Source organism: Gemmatimonadaceae bacterium (assembly GCA_020852815.1).
GTDB lineage: Bacteria > Gemmatimonadota > Gemmatimonadetes > Gemmatimonadales > Gemmatimonadaceae > SCN-70-22.
In genome coordinates, this window is record JADZAN010000015.1 from 90,185 (window position 1) to 114,028 (window position 23,844).

General features: G+C 68.1%; 16 protein-coding genes. 7 read left to right on the forward strand and 9 right to left on the reverse strand.

Going from position 1 to position 23,844, the window contains the following annotated elements; translation table 11 throughout:
* Window positions 1-44 precede the first annotated feature (44 nt).
* Complete coding sequence (locus tag IT359_08495) at window positions 45-1,877, reverse strand: gamma-glutamyltransferase (GenBank protein ID MCC6929011.1); 1,833 nt, start codon at window positions 1,875-1,877, stop codon at window positions 45-47.
* Between the two features lie 220 nt (window positions 1,878-2,097).
* Entirely contained in the window at window positions 2,098-2,304 is a 207-nt protein-coding gene (locus tag IT359_08500) for an efflux RND transporter permease subunit (protein ID MCC6929012.1), read from the reverse strand.
* Window positions 2,305-2,700: 396 nt separating this feature from the next.
* Between IT359_08500 and IT359_08505 the strand changes: the two genes are divergently transcribed.
* Complete coding sequence (locus IT359_08505; protein MCC6929013.1) at window positions 2,701-3,531, forward strand: TonB-dependent receptor; 831 nt, start codon at window positions 2,701-2,703, stop codon at window positions 3,529-3,531.
* Between the two features lie 116 nt (window positions 3,532-3,647).
* On the opposite strand, the gene IT359_08510 is transcribed toward IT359_08505, so the two are convergent.
* The 3 genes from IT359_08510 to IT359_08520 are packed head-to-tail and all read right to left on the reverse strand — an operon-like array spanning window position 3,648 to window position 9,615.
* Window positions 3,648-6,833, reverse strand: a complete 3,186-nt coding sequence (locus tag IT359_08510; GenBank protein ID MCC6929014.1) for an efflux RND transporter permease subunit — start codon at window positions 6,831-6,833, stop codon at window positions 3,648-3,650.
* A gap of 33 nt (window positions 6,834-6,866) precedes the next feature.
* Window positions 6,867-8,159, reverse strand: a complete 1,293-nt coding sequence (locus IT359_08515; GenBank protein ID MCC6929015.1) for an efflux RND transporter periplasmic adaptor subunit — start codon at window positions 8,157-8,159, stop codon at window positions 6,867-6,869.
* 10 nt (window positions 8,160-8,169) lie between these two features.
* Complete coding sequence (locus IT359_08520) at window positions 8,170-9,615, reverse strand: TolC family protein (GenBank protein ID MCC6929016.1); 1,446 nt, start codon at window positions 9,613-9,615, stop codon at window positions 8,170-8,172.
* A gap of 337 nt (window positions 9,616-9,952) precedes the next feature.
* Between IT359_08520 and IT359_08525 the strand changes: the two genes are divergently transcribed.
* The gene (locus tag IT359_08525; protein MCC6929017.1) at window positions 9,953-10,288 is read left to right on the forward strand and encodes a PadR family transcriptional regulator; all 336 of its coding nucleotides are present in this window, start codon (window positions 9,953-9,955) and stop codon (window positions 10,286-10,288) included.
* Entirely contained in the window at window positions 10,285-12,936 is a 2,652-nt protein-coding gene (locus IT359_08530) for an ABC transporter permease (GenBank protein ID MCC6929018.1), read from the forward strand. Before IT359_08525 ends, IT359_08530 begins: the two co-directional genes overlap by 4 nt.
* Window positions 12,937-12,985: 49 nt before the next feature.
* On the opposite strand, the gene IT359_08535 is transcribed toward IT359_08530, so the two are convergent.
* The gene (locus IT359_08535; GenBank protein MCC6929019.1) at window positions 12,986-15,097 is read right to left on the reverse strand and encodes a family 20 glycosylhydrolase; all 2,112 of its coding nucleotides are present in this window, start codon (window positions 15,095-15,097) and stop codon (window positions 12,986-12,988) included.
* A 183-nt stretch (window positions 15,098-15,280) separates the two neighbouring features.
* On the opposite strand from IT359_08535, the gene IT359_08540 reads away from it, so the two are divergent.
* The 4 genes from IT359_08540 to IT359_08555 all read left to right on the forward strand — a co-directional run bounded on the left by IT359_08540 (window position 15,281) and on the right by IT359_08555 (window position 20,921).
* Entirely contained in the window at window positions 15,281-17,053 is a 1,773-nt protein-coding gene (locus IT359_08540; protein ID MCC6929020.1) for a Na+:solute symporter, read from the forward strand.
* Window positions 17,054-17,069: 16 nt separating this feature from the next.
* Window positions 17,070-17,927, forward strand: a complete 858-nt coding sequence (locus IT359_08545; protein MCC6929021.1) for a nucleotidyltransferase family protein — start codon at window positions 17,070-17,072, stop codon at window positions 17,925-17,927.
* 17 nt (window positions 17,928-17,944) lie between these two features.
* Entirely contained in the window at window positions 17,945-19,282 is a 1,338-nt protein-coding gene (locus IT359_08550; GenBank protein MCC6929022.1) for a hypothetical protein, read from the forward strand.
* A gap of 256 nt (window positions 19,283-19,538) precedes the next feature.
* Window positions 19,539-20,921: a Gfo/Idh/MocA family oxidoreductase gene (locus tag IT359_08555; GenBank protein ID MCC6929023.1), complete on the forward strand. Its 1,383-nt coding sequence runs from the start codon at window positions 19,539-19,541 to the stop codon at window positions 20,919-20,921.
* Window positions 20,922-21,082: 161 nt separating this feature from the next.
* Here the strand turns inward: IT359_08555 and IT359_08560 are convergent, their stop codons facing one another.
* From IT359_08560 to IT359_08570, 3 genes are all read right to left on the reverse strand, one after another.
* On the reverse strand, window positions 21,083-21,982 hold the full coding sequence (locus IT359_08560) for a TIM barrel protein (GenBank protein ID MCC6929024.1): 900 nt from the start codon (window positions 21,980-21,982) through the stop codon (window positions 21,083-21,085).
* A 3-nt stretch (window positions 21,983-21,985) separates the two neighbouring features.
* Complete coding sequence (locus tag IT359_08565) at window positions 21,986-22,873, reverse strand: sugar phosphate isomerase/epimerase (protein MCC6929025.1); 888 nt, start codon at window positions 22,871-22,873, stop codon at window positions 21,986-21,988.
* A gap of 159 nt (window positions 22,874-23,032) precedes the next feature.
* Entirely contained in the window at window positions 23,033-23,800 is a 768-nt protein-coding gene (locus tag IT359_08570; GenBank protein ID MCC6929026.1) for a c-type cytochrome, read from the reverse strand.
* Between the last annotated feature and the right edge of the window lie 44 nt (window positions 23,801-23,844).

Below are 23,844 nucleotides of genomic sequence, written 5' to 3' on the forward strand. Positions count from 1 at the left end.
AGGTTCATGCACGGCGCGCCAGGTGCACCGCGTGCCTAGCGGGCTCAGTACGCGCGCGCCTCGCCGTCGTGGCGTGGGTCTGCCGCGGCGACCCACACCCCGCCGCGGCGGGCAATCATGTAGACGCGCGCATATCCAAATGCCGGGTTCACCGGCTCGTAGCCCATGGCGCGCGCCGCGGCCAGCACGCTGGCGTCAAAGCCCGCCTCCACCTCCACGCGCCGCCCAGCCGCGGGGTACATCCGCGGCATGCGGATCGCCTCCATGGGGTCGAGCCCGAAGTCGATCGCATAGGCCACGCTCTGCGCGAGTGCGAAGGGGATGCGCCCGCCCCCCGGCGACCCCACCACGAGGTCGACCTTGCCATCCTTCACCAGCACCGTGGGCGCGATGGTGGTGATGCGCGTGCGCCAGGCGGCCGGCAACTCGGCGGGGATCGCGTTGGCGTCGCGCGGCCACCACCCCGAATCGTTGAGCCAGAAGCCGCTCGCCATCACCCCCGCGCCAAAGCCTGACGAGTTGGTGACGGTCACCGCGACTGCGTTCCCTTCCCCGTCGACGACGGAGATGTGCGTCGTCTCGCCACCGGACAGGGTGTCGCGCACCGCGAAGTCGCGCGCGGCCAGCTCGCGCATCACCGCGTCGCGCCGTTCGACACCTACCGCATCGCCGTTAGGCATCGCACCCGCCGGCGCGCTCCCCTGCGCCTCGCCGGGAAACGGAGAGAACGCGCCGCACGCCGCCGGCACCACACCGTCGCTCCCGCGGGCATCGCGCGCGCGCAGCGAGTCGGTGGCGCGTCCCACTCCCACGACATCGCCCCACTGTCGCGCGAACGGCTCGGAGATGATCCCGCGCACCGGGATCGCCTTCCATCGCGGGTCGTCGTTGGCAGCGTTGGCCACCACGCCGACGCGCATCGCCGACGCCATCACGTCGAACGACGTCCCGTTGCGCGTGGGGAGCCCGGTGGCGGTCAGTCCGCGCGTCTCCAACAGCTCGAGCGTGTGGAGGAACTGCAACCCTCCCATGGGCGGCGGCGCCGAGAGCACGACGCGCCCGCGGTAGGTGGTGCAGAGGGGGCGCTTCCACTGCGGCTCGTAGTTGGCCACGTCGTCCATCGTTACGGAGTGACCGCCCGCATTCATGCGCGCGACCAGCGCCTGCGCCGTCGCCCCGCGGTAGAATCCATCGCGCCCCTCGCGTGCAATGCGTCGCAACACCTCGGCTAACTGCGCATTGCGCAAGGTGTCGCCAATGCCGAGCACTCGCCCGTTGGACCAGTACAGCGCGCGCGCAATGGTGTCGCGCTTGAGGCGCACGGTGTCGCGCGCGATGAACTCGGCGAGGACGGGATAGAGCGGGAAGCCCTCGGCGGCCAGGCGAATGGCCGGCCCCATGACCTGCTCGCGCGTCAGCTTGCCGAAGCGCGCATGCGCGGCGAGCAGCCCCGCCACGTTTCCCGGGACCGCCACGACGCGCAGCGGCACGCCGGAGTCGGCGCGCACGCCGCGCCAGCGCGCGACCGGCTGCGAGGGATAGAAGTCGATGTACTCGGCGCGCCGAACGCCCTGCTGCCAGAAGAGCAGCGCCCCGCCACCACCAACGCCCGACATCTCCGGCTCAACGACGCCGATCGCGAAGGCCGTCGCCACGGCCGCATCGACCGCATTGCCCCCCGCGCGGAGCATCGCCAGTCCCGCGTCGCTGGCCAGCGGATGCGCAGAGGTGACGGCGCCGTGCGTCCCGGCCGCGCGCTTCCCAAGGTCGGGGGGACGCGTCTCGTCCATCGGTGCATAACGAGCGCAGGCGGCAAGGGCGAGTCCCGCGAGCACGATGCTGACGCGAGGAGCGGACGGTGCGACGTGACAGCGCATGCGACGAGGCGGTGCGGGGGCTGATGCGGACCCGGTGAAGCTCGGCGCGATCAGCGCCGGCGTCCACCCCCGACCACGCGAAAGGGCGGCGAGTCGCATGGACTCGCCGCCCTTCGGGGGTCACCCACCGAACGAGGCAGCCAGCGTCAGTCGCCGACCCCCGCCTCGGCCCCCATCGGGAGCGGGACATTCATCTCCTTCTTTCCCAGGATCTTCATCGTCAGGTCGTCACCAGCCCCACGAGCATGATGATCCCGATCATCGACATCACGTTGAGCGAGCCGCCGGTGACCAGGAGCCCCAGCGCGACGCCGAGGAACGACAGCGGGAGTGCCAGCATGATCGACAGCGGCTGGATGAAGGAGCCGAAGATCGACGCGATGATGAGGTAGATGAACACCACCGCCAGGAGCAACGCCTCGAGCACGCCACCGCCCCGGTGTGTACAGGCATGCCGCTGCCACCCGCAGAAGGTTCCGGCGCGGCCCCGCGTGGCATTCCCGGTTGTTTCGACTTGCCCCCCGTTCCCGGAGCCGTCGCAGATGCGCCTGCCACGCTCTCCATTGCTGCCATGACTGACCCAACTTGAGATAGCATCCTGCCGCGAGCCCACCTCCGCAATGCTGCGCACGCTTTGATGACTACAGGCTGATGGCGCATCGCTTCCCCTCGGCCCGCGCAACACATGGAAGGACTTGCTTGACAGAGAAACATCATCGTACTAGGGTGTGCCTTCGGTTGACGGCACTTTCAGTCTCCCACGCAGCGCTGATCTACGATGTGCCTGTTGGGCGCCTTGCACGTGGTCTTACGATCGTCACTCTTGGCCGCCCTGCTTCTGTGCCGAGTACACGGCGTCGGAGCTCAGGCGTCCGGCGAGCTTGATGGCAGAGTTGTGAGAGCCGACAATCCGTCGAGTCCTATCGCCGGTGCGACTGTGGTGCTCCTGGTGAGCGGACAGCGCGTTCAGAGCGACAGCGCCGGACGCTTTCGGTTGCGTGGCGTTGCGCGTGGCGTCGCGCGCATCGTGGTGCGCGCCGATGGATTCACGCCCGACACCGCGGATATCGAGATGGAATCAGATCTCATCGTCACCCGGGACTTCCCCCTTCTCCGCGCGACCACCGTACTCGCAGAGAGAAGGGTCGTGGGCACTGCCTTCGAATCTCGGGCCCCGGATTTGAGTGGCTTCAGTGAACGACGTCGCCGCGGAATCGGCCACTTTCTAGATGAGTCAGAAATCGCACGCTGGGAAAATCACCGCACCGGCGACCTTCTGCGGACGGTAGCTGGCGTCGACGTAAAGGTCGGCGGCTCGAAAGCGTGGGTGAGCGGGGGGCGAGCGCTCGGGAGCGGGCGAGGGGCATTCTCGCAGATACGCAAGCAGGACGTTCTCGACAGGCAGGACATCGCAGCGGGTGCGCCCTTGGCGTGCTACATGGACGTGTACGTAGACGGCGCACTCGTCTACAACTCTTCGGTGCTTGCGAACCGCAACTCGCGCGAAGTCGTGCCGTTGTACGACGTCAATTCAATTCCCCCTTCGCAGATTCGCTCGATCGAAGTGTACACTGGGCCATCTCAGGTTCCGCCAGAGTACAACCGAAGCGGGGGGGGGTGTGGCGTTCTTCTCATCTGGACTCGCGCACGCTAGTTCTTTCCCCGTCGAGCAGTTGAGCGCGCGTCGTGAAGGCCACTCACCGATGCAACACGTACTGGCAATTCGAGTCTCGACAGATGGAGCAGCTTCCATAGCCTGTACGTTCGGTTTCAGTCCCCAGCAGCATCCGCCTCCGCGCCGATCGGTAGCGGCACCTTCATGTCCCGCTTTCCGAGGATCTTCATCGTCAGGTCGTCGAGCAACGTGTACACGACCGGGACGATGAACAGCGTGAGCAACGTCGAGGTGATGAGTCCCCCGATGACCGCGTGCGCCATCGGTGCCCGCTGCTCGGCTCCTTCACCGAGCGCCAGCGCCAGCGGGAGCATGCCGAAGATCATCGCCGCCGTCGTCATGATGATCGGGCGCACGCGGATGCGCGCCGAGTTGAGGATCGCCGTGCGGCGGTCCTTCCCGGCCTCGCGCTCCTTGTTGACGAAGTCGATGAGCAGGATCCCGTTCTTGGTCACCAGTCCCATGAGCATGATGATCCCGATCATCGACATCACGTTGAGTGAGCCGCCGGTGACGAGCAGCCCCAGCGCCACGCCGAGGAACGACAGCGGGAGCGCCAGCATGATCGACAGCGGCTGGATGAAGGAGCCGAAGATCGAGGCGATGATGAGGTAGATGAACACCACCGCCAGGAGCAACGCCTCGAGGACGTAGCCCTTGGTCTCGGTGAGGTTCTGGACGTCGCCGCCAAAGATGGTGCGATAGCCGGTGGGGAGCCCGATTCCATCCAGCGCCTTGCGCGCATCGTCGGCCACATTCCCCATGCTGAAGCCGGGAAGGACGCCCGCCGAGATGGAGACGCGGCGCTCGAGGTAGCCGCGCTCGATCTGCTGCGGCCCCACGCCGGGGCGGATCTCGGCCACCTGCGACAGCGGGATCGTGGCCGGCATCCCCGTGCGCGGGTCGATGTTGTTGCTCAGCACCGGGATGCGCGCGACGTCTTCCACCGAGACGCGCGACGAGTCGGGATACACCACCATCACGTCGTGCGAGTAGCCGTTGGGGTCCTCCCACCGCGTGGCGCGCTGCCCCTGGAAGAGCGGCTGCAACGTCCCGCCGATCGTCTGCATCGCGAGCCCTGCCGCCCACGCCTGCTGCCGATCCACGCGCACGTCGAGCTGCGGGATCTCTCCTTCATCCGACGAGTTCGGCTCGGCCACGCCGGGAACGGAACGCACCGTCTGCAGCACTTGCTCGGCCGCCAGCTTCAGGCGTGTAGGCTCCGGCCCCTGCACGTAGATCTGGATCGGCTGGCGGAAGCCGCCGAAGATCGACGACGAGCCGGTGATCTGCGGGCGCACGCCGGGAACCTGCGCCAGCTTGGCGCGCAGCTCGTTCTGGATGGCGAACATGTCGCGCGTCCGCGTCTCCTTGGGCTCCAGCCGCACGAAGATCTGTCCGCCGTTGGAGCCGCGCGACATCCCGCCGCCGCCCCCCGCCGAGAGCGAAACAAAGCTCACCTCTTTCTGCTGGCGGAGGAGCTGCACGATCTCGCTCCCCTTCTTCACCGTGTAGTCGAGGCGAGAGCCCGGGGGCAGGCGATACGACACGTTGAACTCGCCGGCGTCGTAGTCGGGGAGCCAGGTGAAGCCGAGGAGCGGGAAGAGGGCAAAGGCCGCGGCGATCGAGCCAACGGCGAGCCCCACCATCAGGCCGCGATGGTTGAGCGCCCACCCCAGGCCGTTCTTGTACCGCTCCGCCATCCGCTCGAACCAGTCGTCGAAGGCAAAGGCGACCTTGCGCAGCGGGTTGCGCGTCTTCTTGCGAGTTTCCGCATGCCCGCCGTGCTCGACCTCGGGGTCGGGCCAAACGCTCGACAGCATCGGGTCGAGCGTGAACGAGACGAAGAGCGAGACGAGCACCGCGAACGCCACCGTCACGCCAAACTGGAAGAAAATCATCCCGATCTGCCCACCCATGAACGCCACGGGGACGAAGACCGCGACGACCGCCAGCGTGGTGGAGAGCACCGCCAGCCCGATCTCGTCGGTCCCTTCCTTGGCGGCGCGGAAGTGATCTTTCCCCATCTCCAGGTGGCGCACGATGTTCTCGCGCACCACGATCGCGTCGTCGATGAGGAGCCCGATCGCCAGCGAGAGCGCCAGCAGCGTCATCGTGTTCAGCGTGAAGTTGAAGATCCACATCACGAAGAACGCCGAGATGATCGACACCGGGAGGGTGAGCCCGGTGATGACGGTGGAGCGCCAGGAGTTGAGGAAGAGGTAGATGATCGCGATGGTGAGGACGGCGCCGAGAATGATCGAGATCTCGACGTCGGCCAGCGACTCGCGAATCTTGATCGAGTCGTCGCGGACGAGCGTGAGCTGGATGTCCGACGGCAGCGTCTTGCGGATGTCGTCGACGACCTTGTTCACGCCGTCGGAGACTTCGACGGTGTTGGAGCCCGTGACCTTGAGGACCTCGAGCGAGACCGAGGGGACGAGCTGGTCGCCGTCGGAGATGAAGCTGGCGGATCGGCGGTCGGCAAAGCCGTCGACGACATTCGCCACGTCGCGCACGCGGATCGGCGTCCCGTTGCGCACCGCCACCACGACGTCCATGAAGGCCATCGGGTCGCGGATCTTGCCCGTCACGCGCACCATGCGCTCGGTTTCGCCGCGGAAGACGCGCCCCGCCGGCGTTTCGGAGTTCTCGCGCGCCAGCGCCGCCGACACCTGCGCCGGTGAGATGCCGTAGGCCACCAGCGCCTCGGCGTTGAGCTGCACGCGAATCTGGCGCGTGGCGCCGCCATTCACGTTCACGCCACCGACGCCGGGGACGCTCTCGAAGCGCGGCTTGATTGTCTGCTCCGCCAGGTCCGTCAGCTCGCGCAGCGGTCGCTCGTCCGACCGCATCGACACCGACATGATCGGGCGATCGTTCGGGTCGAAGCGCATGATGACCGGGTCATCCACGTCTGGCGGGAGCTGGCGGCGGATGCGGGCGATCTTGGCGATGACCTCCTGCTGCGCCTCCAGCGGGTCGAACCCCAGCTGCAACATCAGGCGCACGCTGGAGTTCCCTTCCGACGAGGTCGAGGTGATCTCGCGAATGCCGCTGACCGTGTTGAGCGCCTCCTCGATGGGGCGCGACACGTCGCGCTCCATGACCTCGGGGCTGGCCCCCGGATACGAGGTGTTGGCGATCACCACAGGGTACGTGATGTCGGGATACTCGTCGACCGCCAGGCGCTGGAGCGCCACGATGCCGAAGACCATGAGCGCCACCATCATCATGGTGGCGAACACGGGGCGCTTGATGGATACGTCGGAGAGGAACATGAGGGGCTCCCGAGACTCTGGTGCGGAGAATGCCTAACGTCCCTTGCCCGAATCGCCGCGCGCGGCGGCACGCCCGGCGGGCGCCTTCCCTTCACTTCCCGCAGCGGCCGGCGCACCCGCGCCGCCCTGGCCATTGCGCCCTTCGTTGGGCCCCATCACGCGCACCTGCATCCCGCGGCCCAGCGCACCCACGTTGCCGACGATGATCTGGTCGCCGGCGGCGAGCCCGCTCAGGACCTGCGTCATGTTCTGCGTCTCGTCCACCACCCCGAGTTCGACCTCGACGTGCTCCACCTTTCCCCCCTCGATGCGGTACACGAAGGGCTTGTTGTCGCGCGCCGACTGCCGCACGGCGGGCGTGGGAATGGCGAGGGCGTTGGGGATGGACTGCCCGATGATGCGCCCCGTCGCAAACGAGTTCCCCTTGATCGCCCCGTCGCGATTGGGGACCTGGATGTAGACGGTGATGGAACGGTTCTGCGGATTGATGGTGGGCGCGATGCGCGCCACCTTTCCTTGCAGCTGTCGGCCAGCGGCGGCGAACCGCACCGGCTGCGACACCTTCAACTCGTTGGCCTGCCGCGCCGGCACCGACGCCTCGAGCTCCAGCACGTCGTTGCGCACCACCGTGAAAATCGTGGCGCCGCGCGTCACGTGCTCCCCCGCCTCCACGGTGCGCGTGGACACCACACCAGTCGTGGGCGAGAGGATGCGCGTGTCGTTCGCGTTCTGCAGCGACGCCTTGAGCCTCGCCTCGGCCGCCGCCAGCCGCGCCTTGCTCGCCGCCAGCGCCTGCTGCGCCGTGCGCAAGTCACGCTCGGGGATCGCCCCCGCCTTGTACAACTCGTCCGACTGGTCGGCGTTCCACTGCGCGTTGGCCACGTCGGCCTTGGCCGATTCCACGTCGGCCGCTGCCGACGCGCGATCGCCCTCCTGCACCGCATTCTCGAAACGCGCCAGCAGCTGTCCCGCACCCACCCGATCCCCTTCGCGCACGTATACCTGCTGCACGTTCCCCTCCACGCGCGAGCGGACCGCGATCTCCTCGATCGGCTTGAGGTCGCCGTTGATGAGGATGCTCGCCTCGATCGTCACCGTCCTGGCATCGGTCACGTCGGACGGGCCGAGGACCATGGCCGACGGGCCGCGACCGCCGGGACCGCCGGGACCACCACCGCCGGGACCGCCCTGCCCCGTGCCGGAGGTAGTGCCACCACCGTTCTTGGCCGCGCCACCGGGCGTCCCGGCCTGGCCGTCCTTGCCACACGCGGTGAGGGTCAACAGGGCGAGCGCGCCTAACGCGCCCGCGAAGGTCGAGTATCGCACAGGAAGTCCGTTATCGAGTCGTCGGTCGGGTCGGCGGGAGTGGAATGTCCACGCCGCGGGCGCGCGCCAGTTCGGCCGCTGCCAGGTAGTAGTCGATCGTGGCGCGCGCGGCGTTGGTGCGCGCGGTGAGCAGCAGGAACTGCGCGTCCGACACCTCGAGCTGTGTGGCCAGCCCGCGCTCGAAGCGGAGGTTGGCGATGCGGAATGCCTCGTCGGCCTGGCTCACGTTCTCGCGCTGCGCGTCGAACGCCGCCTCGGCGCGCTGGTACTCGGCACGCGCGCGCGCTCTCTCCACGCCCACCATTTCGCGCTGCTGCGCCAGCTGCAACCGGGCAATCTTCTCCTGTGCCTGCGCCAGGTCCACGGCCCCCTTGGCACGCAGTCCGTCAAAGAGCGGCCACGACACGTTGAAGCCGAAGTTGCGGTCGGCAAACCAGCCGTTGTTCTGGCACGACTGTGACGCCGGTGCACCAGGGGCGCAGAACGCATGCGACGAGCGCCCCCAGATGGTCGGGAAACCATTCCCCGCCGGAAAAGCGAGATACCCCGTCTGAAAGAAGGCGCTGACGGTCGGCAGCAGGTCGGCGCGCGCCACGCGCACCCCCTCGCTGCGCGCGTTTACCGTCAGCTGCGCCGCTCGCTCCGACGGACGCGTGGGATCGGGAGAGCTGTCGCGCGCAATGCCCTGCACCACGGCACGCAGCGCCGCCGTGTCGATCTCCGACGTGAGCGAGAGCGGCCGAGCCGCCGGGATGTTCAGGATGCGGCGCAGCTCGATGTCGGCCAGCTCGCGCGCATTGCGCGACTGCAACAGCGCCGGCTCCAGGTTCGTGCGCTCCACACGCGCCCGCAGCGCGTCGTAGCGCGACGCCCGCCCCGCGGCCAGCAGCTTCTCCACCAACGCGATGCGCTCGTTGGCCAGGTCGAGATTGCGCTGCTGGATCGCCTCCAGTTCGCGCTGCAGCAGCCCGTTGAGGTACGCGCGCTGCACGTCGACCGAGAGTTGCGCCTGTGTCTCCGCCACCGTGAGGCGCGAGGCGCCGCGCACATCGCTCGCGGCGCGCGCACCAGCAAAGATGCGTCCCCCCTGAAAGAGCACCTGGGAGACGTTGATGTTGGAGTTGTAGTTGAAGTTCTGCCGGAAGAGCGAGTTCACCGCGTCGGCGCGCGCATTCCTCAGCACCTGCGAGTAGCTCGCCGCCAGCCGCGCCTGCGGAAGTCCGGCCGCACGCGCCGTGGTGACCTGTGCATCGGCCACTTCTACCTGTGCACCGGCAATGCGCGCTTCATCAGACTCGCGCAACGCACGCGTGACGGCGTCGACGATGCTCAACCGCACCGTGTCGCGTTCGGCCGCAGCGTCCGCGCGCAACTGTTGCGCCCGAAGTGGTTCGCGCGGTATCGCGGCGCCCACAACGGTCGCCAGCAAGAAGGGATAGAAAAGTCGGTGATTCATCTGACAACGTACGCGCGGAGTCGCTTCGCCGTTCATGAAAGTTTGGGGGGTGCGCCCAGAGCCTTCCAAGATCGCACATTGCCCCTCTCGACACGTAGTCGCCGTGCAATCGCACAGCGCAAACGCGTTGGGACAACCGCACATCGCGCGCGGATGGACGGCCGACGTTGGACGTGCACACCACCCCCTCATTAAGAAACTGCGACGACGTTCCGGTCGCCCCAAAGCCGCCGCCCCCGCCCCCGTCCTGACCTCACCCAATCGCGGTTCATCCCCCGCCATTGCCGGAATCGGCTCCGAACAACAAGCTTCCCCTTCCCAAGTAATGGGAGAACCGGTGAACGATAACTCGCTCGAGCTCCTGCAGGGGACGCTGGACGTCCTCGTGCTCAGGACGCTGGCCTGGGGGGCGATGCACGGCTACGCCATCACCCGGTGGATCCGCGAGCGGACCGAGGGGACGATTGCGATCGAGGATGCCCCGCTCTACAAGGCGCTGCACCGCCTGGAGCGACTCGGCTTCGTCGAGGCCGACTGGGGGGTGTCGGAGAACAATCGGCGGGCGCGCTACTACCGGCTGACGCCGGCGGGGCGCGCGGCGCTCTCCCAGAAGGAGTCGTCGTGGCGGCGCTATGCCGCCGCCGTCTTCCGGGTCCTGGAGCCGACCTCATGAAACGCTTCATTCGACTGCCGAGCCGTTCCCGCGGGCGCATCGAACGGGACGTGGCGGACGAACTCGACTTCCACCTGCGTGAGCGCGCCGAGGCGCTCGTCGCCAGCGGTTTCGCCCCCGACGAGGCGCTGCGCCAGGCCGAGCAGGAGTTCGGCGACATCAGGGGGACGCGCCGCTTCCTGACCCGGTTCGACAACCAGACGGAGCACATGACCGGACGGCGCGACTACTTCGGCGACTTGCGCCAGGACATCTGGTACGCCCTGCGCGCCTTGCGTCGCGCCCCCGGCTTCACGGCGACCGCGGTCCTGACCCTCGCGCTGGGGATCGGCGCCAATATCGCGATCTTCTCCGTCGTGAACGGGGTGCTCCTGCGCCCGCTCCCCTTCCCGCGTCCCGAGGCGCTCTACCGGGTGTGGTCGGCGGGCCCGAACGACGGCGTGACGAGGGCTGCCGTCTCCGCGGTCGACCTCGACGACTGGCGCGCACAGCGACGCGCGATCCTCGACATGGGGGGCTTCTGGTATGCGGCCGGCGGGAGCGGGATCGACATGCTGGGTCGTGGCGAGCCGCGACGGCTGTCGGCCGTCTTCACGACCGCCGGCTTCTACGGAACGCTGGCGATGACGCCAGCGGTTGGACGCGTCCCTCGCGAGGATGAACTAGTCCGCGGCGGGCGAGACCGGGTGGTCATGTTGTCGCACGCCTTCTGGGAGAAGGAGTTCGGGGGCGACTCGGCCGTGGTGGGGACGTCGCTCACGCTGGGGAGCGAAGCGTACGAAGTATTGGGAGTCATGCCTGCGGGGCTGAGCTATCCGGCCCCAGACGTCGACGTCTTTGTCCCGTACTCCACCATCCCCGACGCAGCCATTCCGCGAATTCGCCCCACGCGGATTCTCGACGTGGTGGCCCGCGCGCGCGATGGCGTCACGCGCGCCGCGGTGGAGCAGGAGCTGCAGGCGATCACCGCGCGGCTGGCGCGCGAGTATCCGGAGAACGCGGCGTTGGGGTCGGCGACCGTCGTCCCGCTGCACGAAGCGCTGACCGGGAACGTGCGCACGGGACTGTTCCTCCTGTCGGCCGCGGTCATGCTCGTGCTCCTCATCGCCTGCGTGAACGTGGCGTCGCTGCAACTGGCGCGTGGGAGCGTGCGGGGGCGCGAGCTTGCCGTGCGCCGCGCGCTGGGCGCGTCGGGAGGGCGCATCGTGCGGCAGCTCCTCACGGAGAGCATGGTGCTGTCGCTGGTTGGAGGGGTGGCGGGCGTGGCGCTGGCCGCGCTAAGCGTGCGTGCGCTGCAGGCGCTTGGGACGCGTGAGCTTCCGCGCGGCAGCGAGTCGTCGCTGGACGGGACCGTGCTCGCCTTTGCACTGGCACTGTCTGTGTTGTCCGGGATTCTGTTTGGCCTCGTTCCCGCGTGGCGATCGGCTGCCAGCGCGCCGCAGCGCGCGCTGCGCGACGCCGCTCGCGGCATTGCCGGCGATGGTGCCACGCGCCTGCGCAGCGGCCTCGTGGTGGCCGAAGTGGCGCTGGCGCTCATGCTTGTAGCTGGCGGGGCGGTGATGACGCGCTCCTTCATGGCGCTCCTCCACGTGGACCCTGGCTTCCGGCCGGACCACACCGTCGTGCTCAACTACACGCTCAGCGACGAGCGCCACCAGGACTACACCATCACCTACCAACAGGTGCTGGAGCGGGTGCGCGCCGTTCCGGGCGTGGTCGGCGCCGCATCCATGAAGGATGCGCCGCTGCGAGGCGTGGGCGAGCGCATCGGCTTTCGGCTTCCCGGCATGACGATCCCCGCCGGTGAGGAGGGACCGTCGGCGGCGAGCCTTCACGTGAGCGACGACATCTTCCGAACGTTAGGGACGCGCCTCGTCTCGGGGCGGGAGTTCGCCCCGACCGATCGGCGCGGCGCGCCCTTCGTCATGGTGGTCAACGAGGCCTTCGCGCGTCGCTGGTTCCCGGGGCAGGAGGCGCTGGGCAAGTCGCTCCTGTTTGGCGAGTCGACATCGGCCGAGATCGTGGGCGTGGTGGGCGACATCCGCCAGCGCTCGATGGCCGAGGCGGCGGAGCCCACGGTGTACATACACGTGCCGCAGAACGGGCGCGTGCGCATGAACCTCGTGGTGCGCACGCGTGGCGAACCGCTGGCGCTCGGCCCCGCCATCCGCAACGCGATCTGGTCGGTCGACCGCTTGCAGACGATCACTTCCATCTTCACGCTGGACCAGGCGCTGGGCGAGGCGGTGGCGAGGCCGCGGCTCCTGATGGTGCTGATGGCGGCGTTCGGCGTGCTGGGGTTGGCGTTAGGCGCGCTGGGGCTCTACGGCGTCCTGTCCTACCTGGTCAACCAGCGCCGGCGCGAGATCGGCGTGCGACTGGCCCTGGGGGCCGACGTGGGGCGCGTGCGCCAGATGGTGGTGGGCTACGGATTGCGCCTGACGGCCATCGGCGTGGTGCTGGGGCTCGCCGGCGCGGTGGCCGCGGGACGGCTGCTGGGCACCCTCGTCTACGGCGTGAACCCGGTGGACCCGGCGCTGCTCGCGCTGGTGTCGCTCACCTTGCTGGGCGTCGCGGCGGCATCGAGCTGGGCCCCCGCGCGGCGCGCCTCGCTGGTGGATCCGGCGGTCACGCTGCGCGAGGAGTGATGCTGCGCGAGGAGTGACGCGGCGCGAGCAGTGACGGTGCAACTGGCGATCAGGGCGCCGGTGCCGCGATCGCCAGCAGCTTGCGCACGTCGCCCACGATGGCCACGCGCAACGCCTCCACCGGCGCGTCGTAGCGCTTGAGTTCCTCCGCCGACCGACTAGCCCAGTCGGCAGGGGCGCGGCGGCCGGCCGCGATGAAGCCCAGCGCCTCGGCCCCGATGGCCGCCGTGCGCGCGAGCGCGCGCGCCGCCGGGACCGCCTGCGCCAGCGTGGGCGATTGCGCGCCGAGCGCCTCGATGCGCGGCAGAAGTTGCGACCAGCGCTGGAAGGCGATGAGGAGCGAGTCGCGCGCCGCAACATCACCCGCGTCGAGCACCACGCGCCTGACGAGCCGCTCGGTCATCCAGCGACCAGCGGGATCGGGGCGCGAGGCATCGACGAGGCGCGTGAGCGGGTGGCGCTGGTTGAGCATTGCCCCGTTGGTGGTCTGCCCGAACGCCGGTGGCTGCACCGCCGTGAAGAGCGACTCGACGGGCGTGGTGTCCAAGCCCGGGGCGATGGTGGCGAGCATGCGCGCCGGGTGCGAGCGCACGCGGAAGCCGGCCCCCTCGAGCCGATCGGTGAGGAGTTCGAGCCGGCGATACATGTCGCCGACGTCGGTGACGGTGCGCGGCGACCAGAGTCGCTCGGCGATGGCCCCCAGGCGCGGCCAGATGCGCGAGTCGGCGCTCTCGGCCGTGATGTACTCCGCCCAGATGCACGCCTCGCCGCCAAGGATGAGCCTCTGCTGCGCGGGGGTGAGTTCGTCGAACTGCGGCACCGGGTCGGCGGCGTAGTACTCGCTGGCCGGCTTGATGTGGTCCAGGTACCACGGCGCCGACAGGATGCCGGAGAAGCCCTGCTTCGCGGAGTTTGCCAGGTACTGCGTCCCGCGCCAGGACTGGACCACCGTGCGCGGCGGCAGGTCGGGGTGGAGGATCTCGTCCCACCCCATCATGCGCTTCCCGTGCCTGGTGAGGATCGCCGTGAGGCGCTTGTTGAAGTGCGCCTGCAGCGCGTCGTTGTCCTTGAAGCCGTGCCGCTTGCGCCAGGCGACGATGTCGGCGTTCGAGTCCCAGTGCTTGGCCTCGACCTCGTCGCCACCGATGTGCCAGTACGCGTCGGGGAAGAGCGGCGCCATCTCGTCGATGAAGCGCGCAATGAAGGTGTAGGTCTCCTCCCTGGTGGGATCGAAGATCGCGTCGGCGCCACCCCACTCGCGGCGGATGGCGATGGGGGGACGCTGGGCGCTGTACTGCGGGTAGCCGACGAACCACGCCGTGGTGTGCCCCGGCATGTCGAACTCCGGGACGACGCGAATGCCGCGATCGCGCGCGTAAGCCACCACCTCGCGCACCTCTTCCTGCGTGAAGTACAGCCCGTCGCTCCCCAGCTCGTGCAACCTGGGAAAGCGCTTGCTCTCCACGCGGAACCCCTGGTCGTCGCTCAGGTGCCAGTGCAGGACGTTGAGCTTGACCATCGCCATTCCGTCGATCGTCTTCTTCACCTGCTCGATGGGCATGAAGTGGCGCGAGACGTCGAGGTTGAGGCCGCGCCACGGGAAGCGCGGCTCATCGGCGATGGAGACGGCGCGGATGCCGAAGCCCGCCGCGTCCGATTCCACCAGCTGCAACAGCGTCTCCAACCCGCGCAAGGCGCCCACCGTCGTCGCCGCCTGCAGCGTGGCGCCGTCGCGCGCCACGCTCAGCGTGTAGCGCTCGTCCTCGTCCACCCCCTGCACCGGAAGCCCGGCTCCGCGCACGTCGATGGCGATGGTGCGCGGCGTCGCGGTGCGGGAAATGGAGCGCGACACCGGCTGCGAGATGCGGCGCGCCAGGCGCGCCTGGAAGCGGGCGATGGCCCGTTCGAGCCGCGCGTCGCTGTGCCCGGTGACGGCGATCGCCGTGGTGCTGTCGATTGCGAAGCGCCCCTCGCCGAGTCGCAGCGTCGAGGGGACGGGGAGGAGCGGCGTTCCCTGAGATGGCGCGCCCTGCTCCGCTGCGCCCCGCCCCGCACCGCCCGCCGCGCGCGCCCCCTGTGCCGCGAGCTCTCCCGTGGTGAACGGGCACAACGAGGCGAAGGCGCCCAGCGTGAGCGACGAAACCAGCGACCGAGTCAGCATCGGCAGAATGTGACAGTGCAACCCCACCCCAACCAGTGCCCCCCGCCCACACCGCCGCCGCAACATCGAGGTATCCTCCCCTCCCCTACTCAGGTATTATCTCGTCTTCTCGTCCTCTCGTCCTCTCGTCCTCTCGTCCCCAGCCTTCGCTGGGGCGGGCTTCTCGTCCTCTGCCCCACCCAGATGCGCCTCGTCACTCTCGACTGGATCATCGTCGCCATCTCGGTGGTGATCTCCTTCCTCCCGGCGGTCTTCTTCTACAAGCGCGCCGGTTCGAGCACCGAGGAGTTCTTCACCTCCGGGCGCGCCGCTCCGTGGTGGCTGGTCGGGATCTCGATGGTCGCGACGACCTTCAGCACCGACACCCCCAACCTCGTGACCAACATGGTCCGCGAAAACGGGGTGGCCGACAACTGGCTGTGGTGGTCGTTTCTCCTGACGGGGATGATGACGGTCTTCTTCTTCGCGAAGCTGTGGCGCCGCTCGCGCGTGATGACCGACCTCGAGTTCTACGAGCTGCGCTACTCGGGCAAGGCCGCGACCTTCGTGCGCGGCTTCCGCGCCCTCTACCTCGGCCTCTTCTTCAACTGCGTCATCATGGCAACGGTGAACCTGGCCGCCGCCAAGATCGGCAACATCGTGTTGGGGCTCCCGATGTGGCAGACGCTGCTCTATGCCTCGATCATCACGATCTTCTTTGCCTCGGTGTCGGGGCTGTGGGGGGTACTGGTCACCGACTCCATCCAGTTCCTCATCACGATGTCGTCCACCTTCGCGGTGGCGTACTTCGCGTTGCAGCAGCCCGAAGTTGGGGGGTTGGCCGGGCTCATGGCCAAGATCCCGCCGTCGCGCCTCAACCTCCTCCCCGACTTCAGCAACAACTGGAACGTCGCGCTCTCGGTCATGATCATCCCCATCACCATCCAGTGGTGGTCGGTCTGGTATCCCGGCGCCGAGCCGGGGGGCGGGAGCTACATCGCCCAGCGCATGCTCGCCTCCAAGACAGAGAAGGACGCCGTCATCGGGACGATGTTCTTCAACGTGATGCACTACGCGCTGCGTCCGTGGCCGTGGATCATCGTGGCACTCGCCTCCACGCTCATCTTCCCGCAGCTCAGCGACATCGCCGCGTCGTACCCGTACGTGGACCCCACGCTCATCGGGCACGACATGGCGTACCCGGCGATGCTCAAGTTCCTCCCCGCCGGCTTTCTTGGCGCGATGGTGGCCGGGATGCTCGCCGCCTATCGCTCCACCATCGAGACGCACCTCAACTGGGGGACGTCGTACCTCGTCCACGACTTCTATCGCCGCTTCCTGCGCCCAGGCGAGACGGAGAAGCACTACGTCCTCGTGGGTCGCCTCGTCACCGCGGGGCTCATGATCTGCGCGGCGCTTCTGACCTTTGGGCTCAGCTCGGCCAAGGAGAGCTTCGACCTGATCCTGTCGATCGGCGCGGGCACCGGGCTGCTCTACATCCTGCGCTGGTTCTGGTGGCGCATCAATGCGTGGAGCGAGGTGGCGGCGATGGTGAGTTCGTTCGTCATCTCGGTCGGCTTCTTCATCGCCCGCAAGAACGGTGTGGCGCTGGGCAGCGAGGTCTCGCTGGTGATCACCATCGTCGCATCGACGGCGGTGTGGATGACGGTGACCTTCCTTGCGCCGCAGACCGACCGCGCGCGCCTCATCTCGTTCTACAAGCTGGTGCGCCCCGCGGGGCCGGGGTGGACGGATATCCGTCACGCCAGCGGCGACACGCGCTCGCCCGACTCGCTTACGCTGTCGCTCGTTGGGTGGATGCTCGGCATCACCTTTGTCTACTCGGCGCTCTTTGGCACCGGGAGCTTCCTGTACGGACGCACCGCGACGGGGATGATGTGGCTGGGCGCCTTCCTCGTGTCGGGTTACTTCCTGCTCCGCCTGATGCCGCGCCTCTGGGCCGGATCGGAAGATTGAGCGGCGCCGACGTCGCATGACGCCTCCGCCCCGCGCCACCACACCGCTCGCCATCACGCCGCTTGCCACCACGCGCGCCGTGATCCTCGCGCGCGGCCTGGGCACGCGCATGCGACAGGCCGACCCGGGCGCCACGCTCGACGCCCAACAGGCCGCAGTGGCCGACGCCGGCGTGAAGGGGATGATCCCGATCGCTCGCCCCTTCCTCGACTACGTCATCAGCGCGCTCGCCGACGCCGGCATCACCGACGTCTGCCTCATCATCGGCCCCGAGCACCAGGCGGTGCGCGACTACTACGGCGCGCTCGCCATGTCGCGCGTGCGCGTGCACTTCGCCATACAGCACGAGCCGCGCGGCACCGCAGACGCCGTCGCCGCGGCGCGAGAGTTTGCCGCAGACGCGACGTTCCTCGTCCTCAACTCCGACAACTACTACCCGGTGGAGGCGTATCGCGCCCTAGCCGCCATCGCTGGCTCAGGGCTCGTCGGATTCGAACGCGAGGCGCTGGTCGCCGAGAGCAACATTCCCGAGGAGCGCATTCGCCGGTTTGCCTTGGTCGCCACCGATGCCACCGGCGCCCTCACCGAGATCGTGGAGAAGCCGGACGAGGCGACGTATGCGCGCATGTCGCAGCACGCGCTCGTCAGCATGAACCTGTGGTCCTTCTCGCCGGCGATCTTCGAGGCGTGCGCGCAGGTGCAACCGTCGCCGCGCGGAGAGCTCGAGCTGCAGGATGCGGTGCGCATTGCGATGCATGAGCTGGGGGAGCGATTCACCGTCGTCCCGATGGCGGCCGGCGTCCTCGACCTCTCCAGCCGCCGCGATATTCCCGCGGTCGCGGCGCGACTCGACGGCGTGACGGTCGCGCTGTAGCGGTGTAGCTTACGGCCATGTCTCACGATCGCGACCAGCTGCTGCGCGTGGGGATGTCGCCGCACCAGGCATCGGCCAAGGCGGCGATGCTCACGCAGTGCGACGCCGCGCTCGACGCCATCGGCGCCACCAACCAGCGCCACTCCGTCTGGGTGCCCGGGCGCATCGAGATGCTTGGCAAGCACACGGACTATGCGGGCGGCCGTTCGCTCCTGTGCACGGTCGAACGTGGCTTTGCCGTGCGCGTTGCGCTGCGCCACGATGCCACCATTCGCGCGGTGGACGTTGCCACGGGGAGCAGCTGCCAGACCGCGCTCGACCCCGAAACGCGCGCTGAGCCGGGCGATTGGTCCAACTACGTTGCCACCGTGGCGCGCCGCCTGGCCCGCAACTTTCCGTCGGCACGGCTGGGCGTGGACCTCGCGTTCGCCTCGGACCTGCCCATCGCGGCGGGAATGAGTTCGTCGAGCGCGTTGATGATCGCCGTCTTCGTGGCCCTGGCCAAGAGCAACGACCTGCGCTCGAGCGAGGAGTTCCGCAACGCGATCTTCTCGCGTGAGGAGCTGGCGTCGTACCTGGGGACGGTGGAGAACGGGGAGTCGTTCCGCACGCTCGAGGGGGACGCGGGGGTGGGGACATTTGGCGGAAGCCAGGATCACACGGCGATCATGTGCGCCGAGGCGGGACATATCGTCCAGTACTCGTTCGCCCCCGTTAGGCGCGAGGCGGCCTACACGCTCCCGCCCACGCACACCTTTGTGGTGGGGGCGAGCGGCGTCCTGGCCGAGAAGACCGCCGGGGCGCGCGAGTCGTACAACCGCGCCGCGCGGCTGGTGCGGCACCTGCTCGCGCAGTGGAACGCGACCACTGGGCGCAGCGACGCCACGCTCGCCGACGCCGCGCGCAGCGGCGCCGACGCGCCCAATCGGCTGCGCGCGGTCGCGCAGGCGTCGGGAACGGCGGAGCTTCCCGCGTCGGCGTTAGGCAACCGACTGGAGCAGTTCCTCCTCGAGAGCTTCGAACTCATCCCGCAGGCCGCGGCGATCCTCGCACGCGGGAGCGTCCACGAACTCGGCTCCGTGGTGGACCGCTCGCAGGAGGCGGCGGAGCGCTGGCTGGGGAACCAGATCCCCGAGACGGTGGCGTTGGCGCGTCTGGCGCGCCAGCTCGGCGCGACCGCGGCCTCGGCATTCGGCGCCGGCTTTGGCGGGAGTGTGTGGGCATTGGTTCCCGTGGGCGACGCGCGCGACTTCATGGTATCGTGGAGCGAGCACTACGCCGCGGAGTTCCCGTCAGCTGCCGAGCGTGCCGTTTTCTTCGCGTCACCGGCCGGGCCCGGGGCGCAGCAGTTCTGAGGAGTGCGCCGGGGGGGCGGGGGCACGATGTTAGGCGTGCGGGGGCTGGCTTTGGTGCGCCGTTCGTGACTCACAAATGCTTTTCACCACGGAGGCACGGAGGGGGAAGAGGTGAACGCGACAGTCGGCGCGCCAGACGTCCTCCTCCGTGCCTCCGTGGTAAAGCAGTTGATCTTTTTCTCGTAGCCGCGCGACCTCGTCTTCCCGTCCCCAGCTTTCGCTGGGGCAGGCTTCTCGTCTTCTCGTCTTCTCCCATATGTCTGATCATCCGACCCGCCGCGACCTCCTCAAGGGCGCGGCCCTCGCCTCCGCCGGCCTCGTGCTTGGCAGCAACGCCACCTTCGCACAGGGGGCGAGTGCTGCAGCTGACGGAACCGTCGACCTCGTCACCGGGAGCACAACGGGCGCCTCGAGCATGGTGGGCGTTCCGTTCGAGAAGCGCGAGACGGTGCGCATCGCCATTGTCGGGACGGGGCTGCGGGGGCGGTCGGTGCTGCACGAGTTGCTCGGCGTTCCCAACGTGCGCATCACCGCGCTGTGCGACACCGTCCCCGCGAAGATCGACATGGCGGTGCAGCAGATGCGAAAGGGGGGGCACGACTACGAGCCGGCGCGCTTCAGCAATGGACCCGATGCCTTCCGCGACCTCGTGAAGCGCGACGACATCGACATCGTCTACACGGCCACCCCGTGGGAATTCCACGTCCCCGTGGTGCTGACGGCGATGGAAGCCGGGAAGCACGCCGCCACCGAGGTCCCCGCCGCCTATTCGCTCGAGGATTGCTGGAAGCTCGTCGACACGTCGGAGCGCACGCGGCGGCACTGCCTCATGATGGAGAACTGCAACTACGGCTACAACGAGTTGCTCGTGCTCCAGATGGTGAAGAGCGGCGCCTTTGGCGAGTTGAAGCACGCCGGCGCCGCGTACAACCACGACCTGCGCGCGATACTCTTCGAGAACCGCGACGAGGGACTCTGGCGCCGGCGCCATCACACGCTGCGCAACAGCAACCTGTATCCCACGCACGGACTCGGCCCCGTCGCCTTCATGCTCGGCATCAACCGTGGCGACGCGTTCGACTACCTCGTGTCGATGAGCACGCCGGAGTTAGGGCTCTCCAAGTGGCGCAAGGACCACGTGCCCGCCAGCTCGCCAACATGGCAGGAGCAGTACAAGACGGGCGACCTCAATACCTCGCTGGTCAAGACGGCCAAGGGGCGCACGATCCGCCTCGAGCACGACGTCGCCTCGCCGCGCCCCTACTCGCGCATCAACTCGATCCAGGGGACCAACGGCATCTTCGAGGACTACCCGCCGCGCATCTACATCGAGGGAACGGGCGAGGAAGATCGCTGGACGACGATCGACGCCTACAAGGCAAGGTACGAGCACCCGCTGTGGCGCGAGCTGGGCGAGCAGGCGCGCAGCGGCGGGCACGGCGGCATGGACTACGTGATGGCCTATCGCCTGGTGCAATGCATGCGCGAGGGGCTTACGCCCGACTTCGACGTCTACGACGCGGCCGCGTGGTCCGCACCGGGCCCATTGAGCGAGATGTCAGTCGCCAAGGGAAGCGCGCCGATGAAGTTCCCCGACTTCACGCGCGGAAAGTGGCGCGAGGCGCGCGCATCGCTGTGATTTGAACTGCCTTTCACCACGGAGGCACGGAGGGGGAAGTGCCGAGCGCGACCTTCAGCGCACCAAACGCACTCCTCCGTTCCTCCGTGCCTCCGTGGTAAAGCAGTTGATCTAGTTCTCTTCCGCAGCCTCCGCTCTCCCAAGTGCTTGGTACGCTCGAGTCAGACGTCACACGTCCGCACGCCCTCGGCGAGCGACGTCATTGGGTCGCGCTTCGGGATGAACTCCTGGCCAATGAAGCCCGTGTACCCAAGGTCGGCGATGGCTTGCATGATGGCCGGGTAGTAGAGCTCCTGGCTCGCATCGATCTCGTTGCGCCCGGGGACCCCCGCCGTGTGGAAGTGGCCGATGGCGCCAAAGTTGTCACGGATGGTGCGGATGACATCGCCCTCCATGATCTGCATGTGGTAGATGTCGTACAGGAGCTTGAAGCGCGGGCTCCCCACCTGCCTGACGAGTTCGGCGCCCCACGGCGTGCGGTCGCACATGTAATCCTTGTGGTCGACCTTGGAGTTGAGCAGCTCCATGCACACCGTCACCCCCAGCCGCTCGGCCATCGGCGTGATGCGCTTGAGTCCGGCCACGCAGTTGGCCAACCCTTCACCGTCCGACATCCCGCCGCGGTTCCCCGAGAAGACGATCATGCTGGGGAGGCCGGCAGCTGCAACCAGCGGGAGGAGCCGCTCGCTCTCTGCCACCAGCCGATCGTGTTCGCCGGGACGGTTGAAGCCCACGGGAATCGTGCTGGGGCCGTTGGCCATGGCGCACGTCAGGCCGTGCTGCTTTACCACTGGCCAGTCCTTCTCGCTCAACAGCTCCACCGAGCGCAACCCGATGCGCTTGGCCGCCGCACACAGGTCGTCCAGCGGCATGCTGCTGTAGCACCACTGGCAAACGCTCTGCTTGAGGCGTCCGCCGCCGGCCAGCGGCTGCAACGCGTGAAATGGATCGGTGGTCATGGCGACCAGCGGCGTTGCGGCAAGCGGGCCTGCCGCGAGCGCGCTCCCGGCGATCGCCGCGCCGCCGAGTGTCCTGAGGGCATCGCGTCGACTCTGCGACATGGGCTAGAGCGCCGCCAGCGCCTTGTACGACGTCGTGATCGACGCCCACGGATCGGCCGGGTTGTCGTGCTCCACGAAGTAGTGCTTGATCCCCGCCTCGCTGGCCTTCGCGAAGTACGAGGCAAACGGGATCTTGCCGCTCCCCACCTCGGTCATCGACCCATCGGCCTTCATGTCTTTCACGTGCACGCAGGCGAAGCGCCCGGGGTACTTCGCGAAGTAGGCGAGCGGGTCCTTCCCTGCCTTGTTGGTCCAGAACAGGTCCATCTCGAACTGCACGAGCTGCTTGTCGCAGCGCGCCAGCAACTCGTCGTACGGGACCTTGCCGTCGGTGAGCTGGAACTCGAAGTCGTGGTTGTGATACGCCATCTGGATTCCGCGTTTGCGGGTCAGCGCGCCAGCCTCGTTGAGCTGGTCGGCCAGCTTGTGGTACTTGGCGATGGTGTCACGCTCGCGCACGTCCAGGTACGGCATGATCGCGTACGTGTGCCCAATGGTCTGCAGCGCATCGAGCGCCGCGTTGGGATCCTTGAGGATGTCGCTCACCGGCATGTGAACCGCGGGCGAGGTGAGGCCGTTGGTCTTGAGCAGTTGGGCGATCTGCCTGGGGGTGCGCCCGAAGTAGCCGGCGAACTCGACCTCCTTGTAGCCGATTCCCGCGACCTTGGCCAGCGCTGCCTCGACCCCCTTCTCCATCTCGCCGCGAATGGTGTAGAGCTGCACGCCGCAGCGCTTCACCGCGACCGATGGGAGGAGGCCATCGACCAGCGCACGCCGACCGTCAGCCGCAAGCGACGCCTGGGCCACGAGGTCGTTGAGCATGGGAGACGCGGCGAGGCCAAGGGCAGAGGCCGCGGTGATGCGCTTGAGGACTTCTCGACGGGACGTCACGAAAGGGGCACGGAAAGGGGCACGGAAAGAGGCATGGAACGTGGCACGGGAAGGGTGGAGTCGGGCGCCAGATGACAAAGGCGACGCCCCGGGTCAATCGTACCCCGGGACGTCGCCAAGGTCCAGCGAAATGGCTGCTGCTGCGGGCGCCGCCCGCCGCTACTGCGGGCGCTGCCCCTTGAGCATTGCCTGCGTCCGCTTGAGCTGCGGGTTGTCCGGCGACGCCTGCAGTCCCTTGTCGATTGCCGCCAGCGCGGCCACCGTGTCCCCCTTCTGCGCCAACCCGATCGCGAGCTGCGACCAGGTCACCACCGACTTGGGGAAGTACTCGAGGTTCAGGTTGAGGAGCTTGATTGCGTCGTCGACGCGGCGGGCACGCGACATCTCCTCGGCCAGGCGCGGGAGCCCATCTTCCGAGAAGTCAAACTGCGCCTTTCCGTACGTCTTCTCGCGCAGCTCCTTGTAGCGCACGATGGCGCTGTCCGCGTCCTTCGCTTCCAGCGCGCCCAGCACCTCGGCGGCCAGCGTGCGCGGCCTTGAGGCGCCGCGATGGCACGTCTCGCACCCCACGCGCGTGCGCGCCGTGAAGGTGCGCCCGGACTGCGACAGGTACTTCTGGTTGATGTCCATCGTCATCTGGAGCATCTGTCGCGTGATCTTCTTCAGCTCCTTGTCGTCCGAGGCCGCGTCGAGCTGCTCCGGCATCTGTCCGGGGTTCTTCACCACGTGACAGTCATTGCAGCGCAACCCTAACGACGAGGTGAATCGCCGCATGACGTTGAGCAGCTCGGGGCGCGGAATGTCCTTGGGAAGGACCTGCAGGTTCTTGAACCCTTCCTGCGGTTGCGCCCCGGCAGCCGCCGGTACGGCCACCACCGGAACGGCGACGCACAGCACGGCGAACGAACGACGAACGAATCGCAACATGGCCGAACTCCTCGACTGATGGCCGCTTGAAATGAACGGCGGGC